This is a genomic window from Caballeronia sp. AZ1_KS37 (assembly GCF_023631165.1).
In the GTDB taxonomy this organism is placed as follows: domain Bacteria; phylum Pseudomonadota; class Gammaproteobacteria; order Burkholderiales; family Burkholderiaceae; genus Caballeronia; species Caballeronia zhejiangensis.
Map to the genome: position 1 here is coordinate 131591 of NZ_JALQDP010000033.1, position 18327 is coordinate 149917.

The following is an 18327-nucleotide window of genomic DNA, read 5'->3' on the forward strand; positions in this document are numbered from 1 at the left end:
CGAGTTTAAGCCTTCCGTCAGGGAGCGCGATCCCATTCGCATGCGCCGGCTAGGGAAATCACTGATCGATCCGGGTTGCGTCATTGTTGACTTCGACTGGTGCGTCTATGAATATTACGTTCACTGATGAATCGTTGCATCCACGTTTTCCCGCGGCGACTTGCTTTGGACGTTCGGCGCAATCCTCCTTCTGAGATCGACGATGCAAGAAACCACCGACCCGCGCCTGATTCTTCTCAGTCCGGAAGACAACTGCCTGATCGCCGCCGCGCGCCTGCCCGCTGGCGAGACGCTGATGATCGAAGGCGAGTCTGTCACGCTCGTGACGACCATCGAGCTTGCGCACAAGATCGCGCGGCGCGCGTTGTCGAAGGACGAAAAGGTACTGCGTTATGGCGCGATCATCGGCCACGTAAGCGTCGATGTCGCGCGCGGCGAGCATCTGCATACGCACAACCTGGAAAGCGACTACCTACCCACTTACACGCACGACGCCGCACACGCCTACGTGCAGCACTGAACACTTCCATGGACACTTCCGCACTGCAGGGCTATCTCCGGGCGGATGGCCGCAAAGGCATCCGCAATGTCGTCGCGGTGGCGTATCTCGTCGAATGCGCGCATCACGTTGCGCGCGAGATCGTCGCGCACTTCCGTCCATCTTTCGATGATTTCGATTCCTTCGATCCGCAAGTCGAACCGCCCGTGCATCTGATCGGCTTTCCGGGCTGCTATCCCAATAGCTACGCCGAAAAGATGCTGGAGCGCATCTGCACGCATCCGAACGTCGGTGCGGTGCTGTTCGTGTCGCTCGGCTGCGAGAGCATGAACAAGCACTATCTCGCCGATGTCGTGCGCGCGAGCGGCCGTCCCGCCGCCGTGCTCACGATTCAGGAAAAAGGCGGCACGCGCAGCACGATCCAGAACGGTCTCGACTGGGTGCGCGAGGCGCGCGCGACGCTCGCGGCTCAACAGAAAGTGCCGATGGCGCTCGACGAACTGATCGTCGGGACGATCTGCGGCGGCTCGGACGGCACCAGCGGCATCACGGCGAATCCGGCCGTGGGGCGCGCGTTCGATGCTTTCATCGATCAGGGCGCGTCGTGCATCTTCGAGGAAACGGGCGAGTTGGTCGGCTGCGAATTCCACATGAAACGGCGCGCGGCGCGGGCCGAACTGGGCGATGCCATCGTCGAATGCGTGCAAAAGGCCGCGCGCTATTACACGACGATGGGCCACGGCTCGTTCTCGGTCGGCAACGCGGACGGCGGACTGACGACGCAGGAAGAGAAATCGCTCGGCGCATATTCGAAGAGCGGGGCGTCGCCGATCGTCGGCATCATCAAGCCGGGCGATATTCCGCCGACCGGCGGTCTCTATCTGCTCGATGTCGTGCCCGATGGCGAGCCGCGCTTCGGCTTTCCGAATATCAGCGACAACGCGGAGATCGGCGAGCTGATTGCGTGCGGCTGCCACGTCATTCTCTTCACGACGGGGCGCGGCTCGGTCGTCGGCTCGGCGATATCGCCCGTCATCAAGGTCTGCGCGAATCCGTCGACGTATCGCAATCTGTCCGGCGACATGGACGTCGACGCGGGCCGCATCCTCGAGGGCCACGCGACGCTCGACGAGGTGGGCCGCGAGATCGTCGACGTGACCGTTGCGGTGGCGGCGGGCGCGGCGTCGAAGTCGGAGGCGCTCGGGCATCAGGAGTTCATCCTGACTTACAAAACCTTCGAGCCGGTCGGCCCCGCGTGTTTGCCGAGCGCCGCGCGACGCGTTACTGTGGCGGCTTGAGTTTCGCCATCTCTAAAATCATTCGGGGTTTGCAGATGACCGCAGAAGCGCAAGAGGCAGTTTCACGTCGACGCAGGATTGGCCGCACGTCGCTGGAAGTCACCGCGTTGTCGCTCGGCACCGCGCCGCTCGGCGGTCTGTATCACGAGCTGACGGAAGACGAGGCGCGCGCGACCGTCGATGCCGCGTGGCAGGCGGGCATCCGCTTCTTCGACACGGCGCCGCACTACGGCCACACGAAAGCGGAGCATCGGCTCGGCGATGCATTGCGGCGTTATCCGCGCGGCGATTTCGTGCTGTCGACGAAAGTCGGCCGCCGCTTCGTGCCGCGCACGACGCCCGACGACGGCAGCGAAGGCTGGGCCGCGCCGCTGCCGTTTCAGGCGATTTACGACTACACCTACGACGGCATTCTTCGTTCATTCGAAGACAGTCAGATGCGGCTCGGCATGACCGATATCGATATCGTGCTGATCCACGATATCGGCCGCGTGACGCACGGCGACAAGAACGCGCACTACTGGAAGCAACTGACCGATGCAGGCGGCTTCCGCGCGCTCGAAGAATTGAAGCAATCGCGCGGCGTGAAAGCGGTCGGCCTCGGCGTGAATGAAGGCGCGGCAGTGATGGAAGCGATGGCCGAATTCGACATCGACTGTGCGCTGCTCGCCGGCCGCTACACACTGCTCGAGCAAAACACGCTCGATGATTTATTGCCCGAATGCGAGAAGCGCGGCGTGAGTATTTTGCTGGGTGGCGCGTTCAACTCGGGCATTCTCGCGCGTGGTCTCGATGCCAACGCGCATGGCGATCTCAAGTTCAATTACGGCGATGCGCCGAAGGACGTCGTCGAGCGCGTCGGCAAGCTGGAACGCGTATGTCGCGCGCATGGCGTTGCGCTGTCGACGGCGGCCATCCAGTTTCCTTATGCGCATAAAGTTGTGGCCACGGTTCTGATGGGCGCGCGCACGCCGGTCGAAGTGCGCGAGAACGCTGCATCGTTCGCGACGCCGGTTCCGTCCGCGCTGTGGGACGCGTTGCGCGCGGAAGGTCTGCTTCATGCGAATGCACCGGTGCCGCGATGACATCGAATGTGAACATCGACGCGCATCAACACTATTGGGATCCCGCGCGCGGCGACTATGGCTGGCTCACGCCCGACATGAAGCCGCTGTATCGCGTGTTCGGTCCCGACGATCTCGCGCCGCTGCGCAAGGCGGCCGGCGTTCAGAAAACGGTTGTCGTGCAGGCCGCGCCGACGGTCGACGAAACGCGCTATCTGCTCGATCTCGCGCGCAGCGACGATTCGATCGCGGGCGTCGTCGGCTGGGTGCCGCTCGATTCGGCCGATGCCGCGGCGATCATCGACGAACTCGCGCGCGAGCCGAAGTTCAAGGCCGTGCGCCCGATGCTTCAGGACTTGCCCGACGATACGTGGATCGAGCACGCGCCGCGCAAGGACGCGATCGAGCGTCTGATCGATCTCGATCTCGCCTTCGACGCGCTGATCTTCGCGCGGCATGTGCCGTCGCTCGTGAAGTTCGTCGAGCGATATCCAGAACTAAGAATCGTCGTGGATCATGGCGCGAAGCCGCCGATCCGCGACGGCATCGACGTGGGCTGGCAACCGTGGGCCGATGGCATCGCGCAACTCGCGAAACTGCCGCAAAAGCTGCATTGCAAATTGTCCGGACTCGCGACCGAAGCGAACCCGAACTGGACCGACGAAACGCTGAAACCCTACGTCGCGCATCTGCTCGAACATTTCGGATATGCACGGCTGATGTGGGGTAGCGACTGGCCCGTGCTCGACATGAATGGCAGCTACGCGGCGTGGCACGACACGGCGCGCAATCTCACGTCACATCTCGAAAAGGCGCAGCAGGACGCGATTTTCGGCGCGAACGCCCGCGCCTTCTATCGCCTAAGAAACGGCTGATATACCCGGCATGTCTCAAAAACACTTCCGACTGGAGCAGTAGATGGTACAAAGACTGGCAGGCAAGACCGCGCTGATCACGGCGGCGGGGCAAGGCATCGGGCTCGCGACCGCCGAACTGTTCGCGGCACAGGGCGCGCGGGTGATCGCCACCGACATCCGCACGGAATCGCTCGAAGGCAAGCCCTTCGAAGTGCGCAAGCTCGATGTGCGCGACCCGCAGGCGATCAACGCGCTGGCCGGCGAGATCGGCGCGATCGACGTGCTCTTCAACTGCGCGGGCTATGTGCACGCCGGCTCGATTCTGGAGGCGAGCGAGGAAGACTGGGACTTCGCCTTCGATCTGAACGCGAAGGCGATGTATCGGACGATTCGCGCGTTCCTGCCGAAGATGCTGGAAAAAGGCGGCGGCTCGATCATCAACATGTCGTCGGCGGCATCGAGCGTGAAGGGCGTGCCGAACCGCTTCGTGTACGGCGCGTCGAAGGCGGCGGTGATCGGCCTCACGAAATCCGTCGCCGCCGATTTCGTCACGCGCGGCATTCGCTGCAACGCGATCTGTCCGGGCACGGTGGAATCGCCGTCGCTCAAGGACCGCATCGCGGAGCAGGCGAAGGCGCAGGGCGCGAGCGTCGATCAGGTGCAGGCCGCGTTCGTCGCGCGCCAGCCGATGGGACGCGTCGGCCGCGCCGAAGAAATCGCGGCGCTCGCGCTTTATCTCGGCTCGGACGAATCGTCGTTCACGACGGGACAGATTCACATCATCGACGGCGGCTGGTCGAACTGACCGACCGCTCACGTTATTTGGAACCAGGAGGATCACATCAGATGAAACTGCTTCGTTACGGCCCCAAGGGTCAGGAAAAACCGGGTCTCTTGGACGCCGAAGGCCAGATTCGCGACTTGTCGAAGGTCGTCGATGACATCGCCGGCGCGACGCTGACCGAAGCGGGCCTGGCCAAATTGCGCGCGACCGATCCGGCGACGCTGCCGGTCGTCGACGGCAATCCGCGCATCGGACCGTGCGTGGGGCGCGTCGGCAAGTTCGTGTGCATCGGCCTGAACTACGCGGATCACGCCGCCGAATCGAATCTGCCGGTGCCGACCGAGCCGGTCATCTTCAACAAATGGACGAGCGCGATCTGCGGCCCGAACGACGACGTCGAAATCCCGCGCAACTCGGTGAAGACCGATTGGGAAGTCGAGCTCGGCGTGGTCATCGGCAAGGAAGCGAAGTATGTCGATGAAGCCAACGCGCTCGATTACGTCGCGGGCTATTGCGTGATCAACGACGTTTCCGAGCGCGAATGGCAGCTCGAACACGGCACGCAATGGGACAAGGGCAAGGGCTTCGACACGTTCGGCCCGATCGGTCCGTGGCTCGTCACGAAGGACGAAGTCGCCGATCCGCAGAAGCTCGATCTGTGGCTCGAAGTCGACGGCAAACGCTATCAGAACGGCAACACGAAGACCATGGTCTTCACGGTCGCGCAACTGGTCGCGTATCTGTCGAAGGTGATGAGCCTGCAGCCGGGCGATGTCATCTCGACGGGCACGCCGCCGGGCGTCGGCATGGGCGTGAAGCCGAACCCGGTCTTCCTGAAGGCCGGCCAGACGATGAAGCTCGGCATTCAGGGTCTCGGCGAGCAGACGCAGAAGACCGTCGCGGCGCAGTAATCGGCCCGCAGCAACGACAAAAAACCTCGCCGCGGCGAGGTTTTTCGTTTCGGACGACGGGATTGGAAAAGTTCAGGCGTGATAGACCGGCTCCGCCGCAACGCCTTCGGAGATGCGCGTGATCGTGCCCTGCGCGACCGCGACGAGCCGCTCGGCGCCGCCATCGGTGACGAACACGTCGCACTGGCAGGTTGCCTGCGTCATGCCGGCATGGACGACGCGAGCACGCGCCATCAGCGTTCCGGAGACGGCCGGGCGCAGATAGTTGATCTTGTATTCGCCGGTGACGACCTTCGGCCCGAGCCGCAGCGCGCCCGCGAAGGTCAGGGCGTTGTCCACGAGATAGCTCACCACCCCGCCGTGTACGAAGCCGTGTTGTTGCCTTAGCTCGTCCCTGATCGTCAGACACAGCGTGAGACTCGCTGAATCGACCTGCATCAGTTTTGTTCCGAGCAGGGCGCTGAACGGTTGCGCATTAAGCGCACCGCGCGCGATATCGACAATTTCGGCCATTCGGACACTCCTTGGGTGGGTTCGGTGCCGTCCTGCAAAGACAATAGGAAGCGATCGCGCGCACTGCAAGGAAGTCACGCAAAAATTGTGCAATGGTGCGTTTCGGGCGGCACGCGCGCTCTCCGATGACGATTCGCCGAAGCGGCGCGTTCCCTGCATTCGCATAGACAAGCCGCTGCGGCAAACGATTCAAGCTTTGTCGCCGACTGCCGTAAACCCGCAGTGTCCCCGCATCGGCGGGCCTTAATTCGGAAAGTGTGGGTGCTAGTGATGTTCGGAAAGATCAAGGTTTCATCGGGTTTGCTCGCCGTTCTGGTGGTGTTCTGTCTCTTTCAACTGGTGACCGAAGGGCTCGGTTTCTGGTCCCTGTCGCGCACGCATGACGATGTCGGCAGTCTGTCCAACATCGCGCTCAAGCAGGTCAACGCGGTCAACAAGACCACCCAGCATCTGATGGATGCGCGCATCAACCTGTCGCGCGCGGGCACGCGCATGGTGCGCGGCGGAACCGAGCCGACGGAAATCGTCCAGCACGCGCGCGAGCAGATCGCGGCGGCGGACAAGTCGTTCACGGCGTTCCTGAACGCGCCGAAGACCGGCGATGAAAACACGGCGCGCATGAGCGCGCTGCAGGCCAAATACGCGGAGTATTCGAAGGCGCTGAGCGAGCTCGTGCAGTATCTCGACGCGGGCAATCTCCAGGCGTTCCTCGACCAGCCGACGCAAGGCTTCCAGGATCGCTATCTCGCGGAACAGCAGAAGTTCGTCGATTTCGGCGATGAAGCGGGCCGCGGCTATCTGTCGTCGATCGACACGCGCTACGCGTGGTTCCGCGCGGTCGGCATCGCGATTCTGGTGACGCTGGTCGCGGGCATCGCGCTCGTGCACGTCGCGCTGCGCCGTGCCGTGATCGAGCCGCTGGAACAAGCGGGCCGCCATTTCGAGCGCATCGCGAACGGCCGTCTCGACGAGCGTATCGAAGATCGCGGCACGAACGAAATCGGCCGTCTGTTCGCGGGCCTCGCGACGATGCAGGCAAGCGTCGCGAACACGGTGAAAACGGTGCGCGCAACGTCGGATTCGATCAACCTCGGCGCCGATGAAATCGCGAGTGGCAACGCGGATTTGTCCGCGCGCACAGAGAATCAGGCGGCGTCGCTCGAAGAAACCGCATCGAGCATGGAAGAGCTGACCGCGACGGTGCGCCAGAACGCCGAGCACGCGCGCGAGGCCAACACGCTCGCGGGCGAAGCGCTCAACGCGACGTCGCGCGGCGCGAGCGTGGTCGACGATGTCGTCGAGAAGATGCGTGGCATTGCGTCGAGCTCGGACAAGATCGCGGAAATCATCTCGGTCATCGACGGCATCGCGTTCCAGACCAACATCCTCGCGTTGAACGCGGCTGTCGAAGCGGCGCGCGCGGGCGAGCAGGGCCGTGGATTTGCGGTCGTCGCGGGCGAAGTGCGCGGTCTCGCGCAGCGTTCGGCGCAATCGGCGAAGGAAATCAAGGAACTGATCGGCGAGTCGGTCGCGCAAGTGAGCGACGGCTCGGTGCTCGTCGAGCGCGCGGGCACGGCGATGCGCGAAGTGTCGGCGTCGATTTCACGCGTCACGCAGATGATGGCGGAGATCAGCGCGTCGTCGCTCGAGCAGAGCGTGGGCATCGAGCAAGTGAATCAGGCGGTCACGCAGATGGACGAGATGACGCAGCAGAACGCGGCGCTCGTCGAGCAGGCTGCGGCTGCCGCGTCGTCGCTGCATGAGCAGACGCGGCAACTGAAGGCTGCGGTTTCGGTGTTTCAGCTCGTCTGAGTTCGCTTAAAGAGGCAAGGCCGCGTACGACGTCGCGAGGTGATACGGCGTCGTCGACGGCATCTCGGCGCGGCTGATCTCGCCCGTCGCCGAGCGGCATTCCACCCAGCCGGTTTCGTGCAGGAAGCGCGCGCGAAACCGCTCGGTTTGCGGACCGACGGCGTCGCCGCGCGTCGCCAGCGCGCGCAGATATTCCGTCTGCGCCCAGATGCGCTGCGTCCCGTCGATCACGCGCCCGGTTTCGTCGATGGCGGCATGAACGCCGCCCGTCTGCTCGTCCACGCCGTGCCGCTGCGCGAAGTCGAACGCGCGCGTGAGCCGTTCGTTCAGCCCCGCCGCTTCGAATGCGGCGTGACCGCTGCCCAGCGCCAGAAAATACCACTCGAACTGATGGCCCGGCTCCAGCCGGTTGCCCGCCGTGCCCATCGGCAATTCGGCGATCGAGCCGCTCGGCTCGTGCACGAACGCATCCGCGACGGATTTCGCGAGCTGCGCGAGACGCTTGTCGTAGGCGGGCTCGCCGGTCGCTTCGCGCGCCGCGAGCCACGCTTCGGCGAGATGCATCAGCGGATTTTGCAGCGGCGTCTCGATGGTCGCGCCGAAATCCTCGGCAAGCACCGCGTTCAGCAGATCGCCGCCGCTCGAAAAGCGCGCCTCGACGAGCCGCGACGTTTCATCGAGCAGCGTGAAAGCATCGGCGGAACCGCTTTTCTTCGCGTAATGCGCGCACGCAAAAACGACGAACGCATGCGTGTAAAGATCCTTTTGACGCTCCAGCGGCGCGCCGCTCGCGTCCACGCTGTAGAACCATCCGCCGTTGCGTTTGTCCTGAAAATAGTGACGTAGCGATTCGAACAGCGTCGCGGCGTGCGCGAGATCGCCGGCTTCCGAGAACACGAAGAGCTGGCGCGCGCAGGCCATCGCCCGATAGCGCTTCGGCGCCAGCGGCGCGTGATCCCCCGGCGCGACGGCTTCATAGGCGAGGCCGAGCGCCGCGTTGAAGCCCGGACCGCGCCAGATGGGCAGCACGATGTTCGCGTAATGCGCGCGCAATGGCGCGGCGGATTCCGGGTTCGCCGATTGCATCGCCGGCGATGCGTTTGGTTGCTGATCCTGCATAGGACGACTCTTATTGTTTCGGGGGATGCGCGGCCGTGAGGCGCCTACGCAACGGGAAAGGATAGCAAAACCGGCCCGCAGCGCGACGCATTCGCGGGCGACTCACCGAGAGGAGGACGAGAACATGATAGGAAATATCGAACTCGTGTCGCGGCTCATGATGGCCGCGGCGCTCGGCAGCGTGATCGGCTTCGAGCGCGAGCGGCTTTCGTGGGCGGCGGGACTGCGCACGCACATGCTCGTGTGCGTCGGCTCGGCGCTCATCATGATCGTGTCGGCTTACGGTTTCGAGGATGCGCTGAAGTACGACCACGTCGTGCTCGATCCGTCGCGGGTCGCGGCGCAGGTCGTGTCGGGCATCGGCTTTCTCGGCGCGGGCTCGATTCTGCTGCGCGGCGAGATCGTGCGCGGCCTGACGACCGCGGCGAGCCTCTGGTCGGTCGCGGCCATTGGCCTCGCGGTCGGCGGCGGGCTCTATACGGCGTCGATCGCGGCGACGGCGATCATCCTCATCATTCTGGCGGGGATCAAGCCGCTCGAACGCCGCTTCATCAGCGTGAAGCAGCGCCGTCAACTGACGATGCTCGTCGATCGCGGCGCGCTCAGTTTTCATGCGCTGCACGAGGCGCTCGGGCCCGGCAGCGTGCGCGTGAAGCAGTTCGTCGTGCAGCAAAGCGATGATTCGCCCGATCTCGACGAGGTGCGAGTCGAACTGTCGCGTGCATCTGCGGTGGAATATCGCGCGATTTGCGATCGTTTGCGTCAACTCGACGTCGTGCGCGAGTTTCGTGAGGACGATGCCGCCTGAAATCGCCTTCGGGATGCGGGTTTGCACGCGCAGCCATGCGACAATGCGGCCTCTCGAAATAATCGCCGATGCGCCGGTGCGCCTTGCACGCCGGTTCGGGCAGCCGCCTTTCGAACCTATGTCAGATTCCGCAGTAAAGAGAGACGCCGACGCCTCGTCCCGCCGCCGGCGCGCAACGCAAAAGCATGAGATGCGGGCGCCGCAGACCAGCGCCGACACGGAAAAGAAACTCGCTCGCGCCGCACGTTCCGCGCAGCGTCTCGCACAACTGAGCGAAGGCGCGCGTGCGGGCGAAACGCTCGATCTGTTCGCCGAAGACGCCGAGCGCGCGCAACTTCAGGCGATGAACACCGATATCCGCCAAGGCACGTTCGAAGGTTTCGAACTGCCAGAAGTGTTTCTCGCGGCCGTGCAATCGAATGGCGGGAACGCGCCGGAATCCGTCGTCGGGAAACGGGCGGCGCGTGGCGGCGTGACATCGGTTGCGCCGGAGCAGGGCCTCTTCGGGGACGATTTGCCTCAAATCGATGCGCCGCCGCCGGACGCGAGCCAACCAGCCGCGAGAACCGGCGCGATGGCCGCGGTGACGACGCGATCGGCGAGCATCAGCACGTCGGTTGCGCCGGAGAATGCGGCGCCATCGCTCGCCGCGCTCGCTTCAGCGCTCATCGCCCGCGATCGCGGGGCTCGCGGCGACCGCAACGAAGCGGCGCCGTTCGCGCAGCCCGGCATCCGCGATGCCGCCGCGCCCGAACTCGATCGCGCCCGCGCCACGGCGTTCGCGGACACCATCGACGCGCTCTATGCGGTGATCGCGGAGCAGCGCACTTCGACGGCCGCCCACGCGCGCCGCATGAAGACGATGCTGACGATCATCGTCTGCGTGGTGCTCGTCACGGTGGCGACGGGCATCGCGCAAACCGCTGTACTGCTGCGCATGAACCACGATAGCAAGCTGCAGCAGGACCGCACCGAGCAACTGATGCTCAACCAGCAGGCGACGCTCGCGTCGCTCTTCGATACCGATTCCGCCAATATCAGCGTGCGCCGTCCTCCCGACCTGACGGACGCATCACCGGTTCGGCCGATCAGCGCCGCGACGCCCGATCCCGCGCCGAAAAGCACACGCGTCACGCGCACCATCGCGCCACTTCCTCGGCGCACTGATTCCCGCTGTCAGATTCGCGCGACACGCCGTTCTGCGGCGGCGTGTCGCGCAGCCGCTCGTCCTCGGATCGGAATGCCGTCGTACGGGCTTCGCAGATCCGTCCCCGTTTCAAGGAGACGGCAAACCGGTAAGAATGTAGAAAAACTACCAAGTTTCTTGCCACGAAATGTTGCATTGCACTAGAAATCGGTTAGGGACAACCCTATAATCCTCTCTAAGGGAAAACCCTCTGTAACTAACCGGAGTCAGTCATGAGCTACCTCTTCGCCCTGCTGCAAAAATTTGCTTCGATGTTCGAATCGGCCCACCTGCCGATGGACAAAGACTACTCGTATCAAGCGCGTTTCCGTGAATCCGAGCGTCAGCGCAAGGCGCGCGGCACGGCTTTCGGCTTCCGCCTGTAATGCGCAGCTAACGGCGGCGCGGGAAACACAACACCAGCAACTTACGACGGCACGAACCGTACGACCCGCCCGCCAGTTCTTCCGTTTTATGTAGTTTTTCTAGCAATTCCACATCGCTTCGGCTTCGTGCCGGACGCATCCTTCTTCGCGCTTCCTGCGCGACGCCAGTCTTTTCTTTCTTTCGTATTGCTGACGCGCGGTTCGCAAGCCGCCTGCATCGCAAAAAGGCTTCGCGACTTGTTCATGCGCGACATGCCGAAAATCGCAAGATCGTTCGCTGCGCTTCCCGCAAACCCTTATCCAGCAAGGATTCGATCGACCGCTGGCACTTTCGCGCTTATTCCGGTGTCGTATTTCCACATGTGGTTGTCGCAAATAGTCGGCTGATGTGACTTTTTTCTGGCAACTATGTATGCACAGCGCGGACGCACGTCCGCACACGCCAGGAGATATTCGATGAATTCCCCCAAGGTGGTAGTCGAAGGACTGTGCAAGGTTTTCGGCAACAGTCCCAAACAGGCGCTGGACATGCTGGCCGGTGGTGCGACGAAGGAAGAGGTTTTCAAGCGCACCGGACAGATCGTCGGCGTCCATAACGTCTCCTTTGACGTCAAGGAAGGTGAGATTTTCGTGCTCATGGGCCTTTCCGGCTCGGGCAAATCCACGCTGATCCGGCTCATCAACCGGCTGGTCGAGCCGACGGCGGGCAAGGTGCTGATCGATGGCCGCGACGTGGCCGCCGTGCCGCGCTCCGAACTCACGTCCCTGCGGCGCAAGGACATGAGCATGGTGTTTCAGTCCTTCGCGCTGATGCCGCAGCGCACGGTTCTTTCCAACGCCGCATTCGGCCTCGAGGTCGCGGGCGTCGGCAAGAAGGAGCGCGAAGCGCGCGCCATGACCGTGCTGGAGCAGGTCGGCCTGGCTCCGTTCGCCCAAAAGTTACCTGCGCAACTATCGGGCGGCATGCAGCAGCGCGTGGGTCTCGCCCGCGCGCTTGCCGTGAATCCTTCGCTGATGATCATGGACGAAGCGTTCTCCGCGCTCGATCCGCTGAAGCGCAAGGAAATGCAGAACGTGCTGCTCGATCTGCAACGCGAGCAGCGCCGCACGATCCTGTTCGTGTCGCACGATCTCGAAGAGGCGATGCGCATCGGCACGCGCATCGCGATCATGGAAGGCGGCCGCGTGGTGCAGATCGGCACGCCGCAGGAAATCATCACGAATCCCGCGGACGACTACGTGGAAGCGTTCTTCGAAGGCATCGACACGAGCCGCTATCTCACGGCCGGCGATCTGATGCAGACCGACGACGTGCCGCTCATCAAACATTCGCCGCAAATCGACGCATCGAGCGTCGCGGCGACGCTCAACGGCAGCGCCGACTACGCGTTCGTGCTCGACGCCGAGCGCCGCATCCGCGGTTTCGTCGGACGTGATGCGAACGGCAACGCCGCGCCGCGCATCAATCCGATCGAATGCATCGAGCGTCACGTCGCGCTCGACGAGGTCGTGAATCGCGTGGTCGCAAGTCCCGCCCCGCTGCCGGTCGTCGAAGCGGACGGTTCGTACTGCGGTTCGATCAACAAGACCAATGTCCTGAAGGTCCTTACGCACCATCGAGGTTCCCATGTCTGAAATCATCCCGCTTGGCAGTTGGGTGGACCACGGCGTCCACTATCTCCTCGATCACGACGCTAAGACCTTCGACTCCATCGGCAAGGTCATCGAAACATTCGCTGCGGCCGTCGAGCACGGCCTGCAGGCCATTCCGATGTGGGCGCTCATGGCGATCTTCGTCGGCATCGGCTTGTGGCGAGTGGGCTGGCGATTCGCCGTGTTCGTCCTCGCGTCGCTGTTGCTGATCTACGCGACGAACTTCTGGGATCAGATGGTCATCACGCTCGGCCTCACGCTGTCCTCGACGTTCATCAGCTTGCTGCTCGGCATTCCGCTCGGCATCTGGACGTCGAAGAGCAAGTACGTCGAAATGGGCGTGCGCCCGGTGCTCGATCTGATGCAGACGATGCCCGCCTTCGTCTACCTGATTCCGGCCGCGATGCTGTTCGGTCTCGGCCGGGTGCCGGGGATTCTCGCAACCGTCATCTTCGCGATGCCGCCGGCCGTGCGCCTCACCGCGCTCGGCATCAAGCAGGTGAATCGCGAGATCGTCGAAGCCGGCCAGGCATTCGGCTGCACGCCGTTCCAGCTGCTCTACAAGGTGCAGATTCCGAACGCGCTGCCGTCGATCATGACCGGCGTGAACCAGACGATCATGATGGCGCTGTCGATGGTCATCATCGCGTCGATGGTCGGCGCGGGCGGTCTCGGCAACGACGTGCTCGCATCGATTCAGCGTCTGGATATCGGGCTTGGTTTCGAGAGCGGCTTGTCGGTGGTGTTGCTGGCGATCATCCTCGACCGCATCACCGAGAGCTTCGGACGGGCGCCCGGCATGGCACGCGCCCCGCTCTTCGCCGGTCTGAAGAGCGTGATGAAAGTGCGCCGCGAGCCGGCGGCGCAACAAGGCTAACAAGGCACACGACCCATGAAGCGCGACGCGATCGTTCCGGCGGGTACCGAATCACCGTTGTCCAGTCTTTCGCGCTTCGGCTTTCTCACGCTGCCGAACTTCTCGATGATCGCGTTCACGAGCGCGGTCGAGGTGCTGCGCATGGCCAATTACGTCGGCCGCGCGCAGCACTACAGCTGGTCGATCATCACGCCGGACGGCGAGCCCGCGCGTGCGAGCAACGGCATCACCATCAAGCCGACGATGACGCTCGACGAAGCCGGCATGCCCGACGTGCTGATCGTCTGCGCGGGCTGGCATGTCGCCGATTATGTCGACGACAAGGTGATCGGTCTTCTGCAGCGCGCGCATGAAGCGGGCATTCCGCTCGGCGGAATCTGCACCGGGCCGTATGCGCTGCTCGCGGCGAAACTGCTCGATGGTTATCGCTGCACGCTGCACTGGGAAGACATGTCGCCGGTCAACAAGCGCTTTCCGCATGTGCGCTTCGCCGACGAGCTCTTCGTGATCGACCGCGACCGCCTGACGTGCACGGGCGGCACCGCGCCGCTCGACCTGATGCTCAATCTCGTCGGCATGCGGCTCGGGCAGGCGCATGCGGCGCAGGTGTCGGAGCAGTTCATCGTCGAGCGAATTCGCGGATCGACGGATTATCAGCACATTCCCGTCGATGCGCGCGTCGGCTTCTCGCGTGCGGAACTCGTCGAAGTGGTGCGGCTGATGGAGGCGAACATCGAAGAGCCGTTGTCGCTCGAAGAACTCGCGCGGCTCGTGCATCTGTCGCAGCGGCATTTGCAGCGCATGTTCAAGATGTTCCTCAACGTATCGCCGACGCATTACTACCTGACGTTGCGATTGCGTCGCGCACGCGAACTGTTGCGCAACACCGATGCGTCGATCGCGCGCGTGACGAGCATCTGCGGCTTCCATTCGCCGTGTCACTTCAGCAAGGCGTATCGCGCGCAGTTCGGACATGCGCCGAGCGTCGAGCGGCGATTATCGGCCTGACTTTTTCTTTTTCTTTTTTGGCCGCGCGGGCTTGGTATGAAAGCCTCGCGTGCGGGCCGCGTCATGCCTTGAAAATAACTTCGGAGAGAGATCGATGAAACGATTGTGGATCGCGGCAGCTTTGCTATCTGGTTTGTCGGGAGCGTATGCAGCCGAGCCTGCCGCGTGCAGGAACGTGCGCTTTGCGGATGTCGGCTGGACGGATATCGCCGCGACCACCGGACTTGCATCGACCGTTCTTCAGGGCTTGGGCTACAACCCGACGAAGACGATCGCGTCCGTGCCGATCACGTTCGCGGGCGTGAAGAGCAAGCAGATCGACGTGTTCCTCGGCTACTGGTCGCCGACGATGGACCCGATGATCGATTCGTTCAGGAAAGCGAATCAGGTGAAGGTCTTGCCGACGCCGAACTTGACGGGCGCGAAGTACACGCTCGCGGTGCCGGATTATGCGTATCAGGCGGGCATCAAGAACTTCAACGACATCGCGAAGAACTACGACAAGCTCGACGGCAAGATCTACGGCATCGAGCCGGGCAACGACGGCAATGCGCTCATCAAGAAGATGATCGACAACAACCTGTACGGGCTCGGCAAGTTCAAGCTCGTGGAATCGAGCGAGGCGGGCATGCTCGTGGAAGTGAATCGCGCGATTCGCGACAAGAAGCCGATCGTGTTCCTCGGCTGGGAGCCGCATCCGATGAACGTGCAGATGAAGATCGACTATCTCGCGGGCGGCGACGATGTCTTCGGGCCGAACTATGGCGAAGCAAAAGTGCTGACCGTCACGCCGACGGATTACGACACGCGCTGTCCGAATGTCGCGAAGCTCGTGTCCAACCTGCAGTTCACGACGGATATCGAGAACCACGTGATGCTGCCGATCATGAACAAGACGGATGCGAACAAGGCGGCGCGCGAATGGCTGAAGGCGAATCCGGCGGTGCTCGATAAATGGCTTGCGGGCGTAAAGACGTTCGACGGGAAGGATGGGTTGCCGGCAGTGAAGGCGTATGTCGCCGGCAACTGAAAACTGACGCAGTGATTCAACGAAGGCGCGTCAGGTCCGATAATCCGGCTTCGCGCCTTCGATCATTCTCAACGCCGCTTGCCACTGCAACGCCATGATTCCATCGGCTTCATCGCGCCGATATTGCTCCGCAGTCAACTCGCAAACCCTCTGCGACGGCAGATTCAATTCCGCATTGCCCGCCAGCGCGCGAATCTGAATCTCGCAAGCGCGTTCAAGAAAGTACATTTCCTGGAACGCTTCCGGAATGGACTTTCCGCACGACAATAACCCGTGATTCTTCAGGATCATCGCGTTATGCGAGCCGAGATCGTTGACGAGGCGATCGCGCTCCGCGAGGTCCAGCGCAATGCCTTCATAGTCGTGATACGCGATATGTCCGTAATACTTCAACGCATGCTGACTGATCGGCAATAAGCCCTGTTTTTGCGCCGATACCGCCGCGCCCGCCGCCGTATGCGTATGCACGACGCAAAACACATCGGGCCGTGCCATGTGAATCGCGGAGTGAATCGTGAAGCCCGCCGGATTCACGAGATATCGCGCGGGATCATCGCGTGCGCCCGCTTCGACCGGCCGCCCTTCATGATCGATCTTCACGAGATCCGATGCGCGCATCTCGTCGAAAAGCACGCCATAACGGTTGATCAGAAAGTGATGATCGGTGCCCGGCACGCGCGCGCTGATGTGCGTGAAGATCATGTCGGTCCAGCGAAAGTGCCCGATCACGCGATACAGCGCCGCGAGATCACAGCGCACTTTCCATTCTTCCTGCGAGTATCCGTGAGTCTCCATGCCGTTCCTCCTTGGTTTGATGAGCCGCGGAAAACGTATTCAGATCCTGCTAGATTGCCTGCGCGCGGCCCGGGAAAGTTTCGTCGTAATCCATTGCGTGATTTGCATCCGGCGCATCCGGCGCGCCGCCCTGCTCGCGATACATCATCGGCGGCAGGCCGAATTGCTTGCGGAATTCGCGGCCCAGATGCGATGCGTCGGAAAAGCCGCAACTCGATGCGATATCGGCGACCGTCTTGTCCGAACTCGTCAGCAGCCACGCCGCCGTGCGCAGCCGCACCTGCTTCGCATACGCCTGCGGCGCCTTGCCCGTCTCCGCCTTGAATAACCGTTCGAGTTGCCGCGTCGAAAGATCGAGCTTGTGCGCGAGTTCATCGAGCGTAAGCGAACGGCCGACGTGCTGCTCCATAAGCAGGATCGCACGTTTTACTTTCGGATGCGTCGCGGGCGCGAGACCCGGCGGATGCGGCTGCGGCGCGTTGCCCTTCTGCATGTCATCGACGAGCAGGATGCGCAGCGCCTTTTGCACCGTCGCCGTTTCGAAGTGACGCAGCAGAATGGCGGCGGCGACATCGATCGATGCGCGCCCGCCCGAACACGTAATGCGCCTTCTGTCGATGACAAAGAGCCGGTCCGCGACGAGCGATTGCTCATCCGCGTGCGGGAATCGCTCGACGAAGTCCCAATAATGAAACCAGCTCACGCAGATGCGATGGCCTTCGAGCACGCCCGCGCGCATCAGCGAGAACACGCCGGTGCACATGCCGACGAGCGTTGCATTTGAGGCAGCCGCGCGGCGGATGAACTGCAGCGTCGCATCGCTCGTCGCGGGGCCGGAATGCAGCAGGCCGCCGACCACGACGACGTAATCGAAAGGCTCGGCCTGATCGTAGGTTTCCCACGGCGTGATCTGTATGCCGCAACTCGCGCGAACGGGCGCGAGCGTCTCGCCGATCACGCTCCACGAGCAGCGCACCGGTCGGCTGAAATCGCCTTCATCGGCGGAAAGGCGCAGCAGATCGACGAAACCGGAGAACGCGGTCAGCGTGAAATTCGGCAGCAGGATGATGCCGAAGCGGATGCGCGATTTCGATTGACCGTCGACAGACGACGGCGGAAGAGATTCTGCGGCGTTCATGCGGGAGACATGCGGCTGGACGTTATCCAGCGAGCATATCACTCGGCCGCGAGCATCGGGCGTGCGTCAGAAATGGAACGCGGCCGGCGTCGTGTGACGCCGGCCGCGCAAATAACCATGAATCGAAGCGGTGCGCTTCAGCCGCCGAGCACCGCGAAGCCCCAGGCGAAAGCGCCGCCGATGAGCGCGCCCGCCGCGCGGCCGAGCACGCTCGCGATCGTGTAATCGGCCCAGCGCTGTTCGACTTCGGCCTTCAACACGCCGAAGTAGCGCAGGGCGGGATCGATCGAGCAGAGCAGCATCAGCGCGATCCAGACGGGCACCTGACGCGTGAGCACCCGATCGACGGCGAGCAGATCGACTGCCTGAAGCGTGCCGACGACAGCCACGCTGATAAGGAAAGCGAGGATCCAGGATTTGAAGAACTGGTCGGGTAAGGCGTGAGTTTCCATCGATGCGAACCGGATAAGCAAGAAAAGGCGGAAAGGACGAGTGATCCGAAACCTATAGGCGTGGCTCACCTCAAGACCTAGGGAATATACCGATGCCTGTCGGCGCGACGCTTCGGACCAGTCTCAAAAATGCGGGA

The 18327-nt window shown here is 62.9% G+C and carries 19 protein-coding genes; 14 read left to right on the top strand and 5 right to left on the bottom strand.

Features of this window, described 5'->3' with window-relative positions:
* The first annotated feature begins 202 nt into the window (after positions 1-202).
* The 6 genes from NCS00_RS20470 to NCS00_RS20495 are packed head-to-tail and all read left to right on the top strand — an operon-like array spanning position 203 to position 5413.
* Complete coding sequence (locus NCS00_RS20470) at positions 203-520, top strand: UxaA family hydrolase (RefSeq protein WP_175982368.1); 318 nt, start codon at positions 203-205, stop codon at positions 518-520.
* Between the two features lie 8 nt (positions 521-528).
* A complete protein-coding gene (locus NCS00_RS20475; RefSeq protein WP_250440845.1) occupies positions 529-1797 on the top strand; it encodes a UxaA family hydrolase in 1269 nt (422 codons plus the stop codon).
* Between the two features lie 35 nt (positions 1798-1832).
* Complete coding sequence (locus tag NCS00_RS20480; protein WP_250440846.1) at positions 1833-2882, top strand: aldo/keto reductase; 1050 nt, start codon at positions 1833-1835, stop codon at positions 2880-2882.
* A gap of 8 nt (positions 2883-2890) precedes the next feature.
* Positions 2891-3736, top strand: coding sequence for an amidohydrolase family protein (locus NCS00_RS20485; protein ID WP_175982390.1), 846 nt, complete (start codon positions 2891-2893; stop codon positions 3734-3736).
* A 43-nt stretch (positions 3737-3779) separates the two neighbouring features.
* Positions 3780-4523: an SDR family oxidoreductase gene (locus tag NCS00_RS20490; protein WP_250440847.1), complete on the top strand. Its 744-nt coding sequence runs from the start codon at positions 3780-3782 to the stop codon at positions 4521-4523.
* A 41-nt stretch (positions 4524-4564) separates the two neighbouring features.
* Positions 4565-5413, top strand: coding sequence for an ureidoglycolate lyase (locus NCS00_RS20495; protein WP_175982371.1), 849 nt, complete (start codon positions 4565-4567; stop codon positions 5411-5413).
* Between the two features lie 72 nt (positions 5414-5485).
* On the opposite strand, the gene NCS00_RS20500 is transcribed toward NCS00_RS20495, so the two are convergent.
* Positions 5486-5926, bottom strand: coding sequence for a PaaI family thioesterase (locus NCS00_RS20500; protein ID WP_008354191.1), 441 nt, complete (start codon positions 5924-5926; stop codon positions 5486-5488).
* A gap of 270 nt (positions 5927-6196) precedes the next feature.
* On the opposite strand from NCS00_RS20500, the gene NCS00_RS20505 reads away from it, so the two are divergent.
* Complete coding sequence (locus tag NCS00_RS20505) at positions 6197-7738, top strand: methyl-accepting chemotaxis protein (protein ID WP_250440848.1); 1542 nt, start codon at positions 6197-6199, stop codon at positions 7736-7738.
* A gap of 6 nt (positions 7739-7744) precedes the next feature.
* Here the strand turns inward: NCS00_RS20505 and NCS00_RS20510 are convergent, their stop codons facing one another.
* Positions 7745-8857, bottom strand: coding sequence for an AGE family epimerase/isomerase (locus tag NCS00_RS20510; RefSeq protein WP_250440849.1), 1113 nt, complete (start codon positions 8855-8857; stop codon positions 7745-7747).
* Between the two features lie 124 nt (positions 8858-8981).
* On the opposite strand from NCS00_RS20510, the gene NCS00_RS20515 reads away from it, so the two are divergent.
* The 7 genes from NCS00_RS20515 to NCS00_RS20545 all read left to right on the top strand — a co-directional run bounded on the left by NCS00_RS20515 (position 8982) and on the right by NCS00_RS20545 (position 15805).
* The gene (locus NCS00_RS20515) at positions 8982-9665 is read left to right on the top strand and encodes an MgtC/SapB family protein (protein WP_008354188.1); all 684 of its coding nucleotides are present in this window, start codon (positions 8982-8984) and stop codon (positions 9663-9665) included.
* A 190-nt stretch (positions 9666-9855) separates the two neighbouring features.
* The gene (locus NCS00_RS20520) at positions 9856-11016 is read left to right on the top strand and encodes a hypothetical protein (RefSeq protein WP_250440850.1); all 1161 of its coding nucleotides are present in this window, start codon (positions 9856-9858) and stop codon (positions 11014-11016) included.
* 68 nt (positions 11017-11084) lie between these two features.
* Positions 11085-11237, top strand: coding sequence for a hypothetical protein (locus NCS00_RS20525; protein WP_008354186.1), 153 nt, complete (start codon positions 11085-11087; stop codon positions 11235-11237).
* 456 nt (positions 11238-11693) lie between these two features.
* A complete protein-coding gene (locus NCS00_RS20530; protein WP_008354185.1) occupies positions 11694-12872 on the top strand; it encodes a quaternary amine ABC transporter ATP-binding protein in 1179 nt (392 codons plus the stop codon).
* A complete protein-coding gene (choW, locus tag NCS00_RS20535; protein WP_008354184.1) occupies positions 12865-13767 on the top strand; it encodes a choline ABC transporter permease subunit in 903 nt (300 codons plus the stop codon). Before NCS00_RS20530 ends, choW begins: the two co-directional genes overlap by 8 nt.
* A 15-nt stretch (positions 13768-13782) precedes the next feature.
* Positions 13783-14775 carry a GlxA family transcriptional regulator gene (locus NCS00_RS20540; protein WP_008354182.1) on the top strand — a complete coding sequence of 331 codons (993 nt, stop codon included), beginning with the start codon at positions 13783-13785 and terminating at the stop codon, positions 14773-14775.
* A gap of 94 nt (positions 14776-14869) precedes the next feature.
* Positions 14870-15805, top strand: a complete 936-nt coding sequence (locus NCS00_RS20545; RefSeq protein ID WP_033535840.1) for a choline ABC transporter substrate-binding protein — start codon at positions 14870-14872, stop codon at positions 15803-15805.
* A 30-nt stretch (positions 15806-15835) separates the two neighbouring features.
* Here NCS00_RS20545 and NCS00_RS20550 read toward each other — a convergent pair whose 3' ends face one another.
* The 3 genes from NCS00_RS20550 to NCS00_RS20560 all read right to left on the bottom strand — a co-directional run bounded on the left by NCS00_RS20550 (position 15836) and on the right by NCS00_RS20560 (position 18190).
* Positions 15836-16600 (bottom strand): class II aldolase/adducin family protein, encoded by a 765-nt coding sequence (locus NCS00_RS20550; protein ID WP_008354180.1) that lies wholly within the window; start codon positions 16598-16600, stop codon positions 15836-15838.
* A 49-nt stretch (positions 16601-16649) separates the two neighbouring features.
* The gene (locus NCS00_RS20555; RefSeq protein WP_175982375.1) at positions 16650-17738 is read right to left on the bottom strand and encodes a GlxA family transcriptional regulator; all 1089 of its coding nucleotides are present in this window, start codon (positions 17736-17738) and stop codon (positions 16650-16652) included.
* Between the two features lie 137 nt (positions 17739-17875).
* Positions 17876-18190, bottom strand: a complete 315-nt coding sequence (locus NCS00_RS20560; protein ID WP_033535841.1) for a hypothetical protein — start codon at positions 18188-18190, stop codon at positions 17876-17878.
* Between the last annotated feature and the right edge of the window lie 137 nt (positions 18191-18327).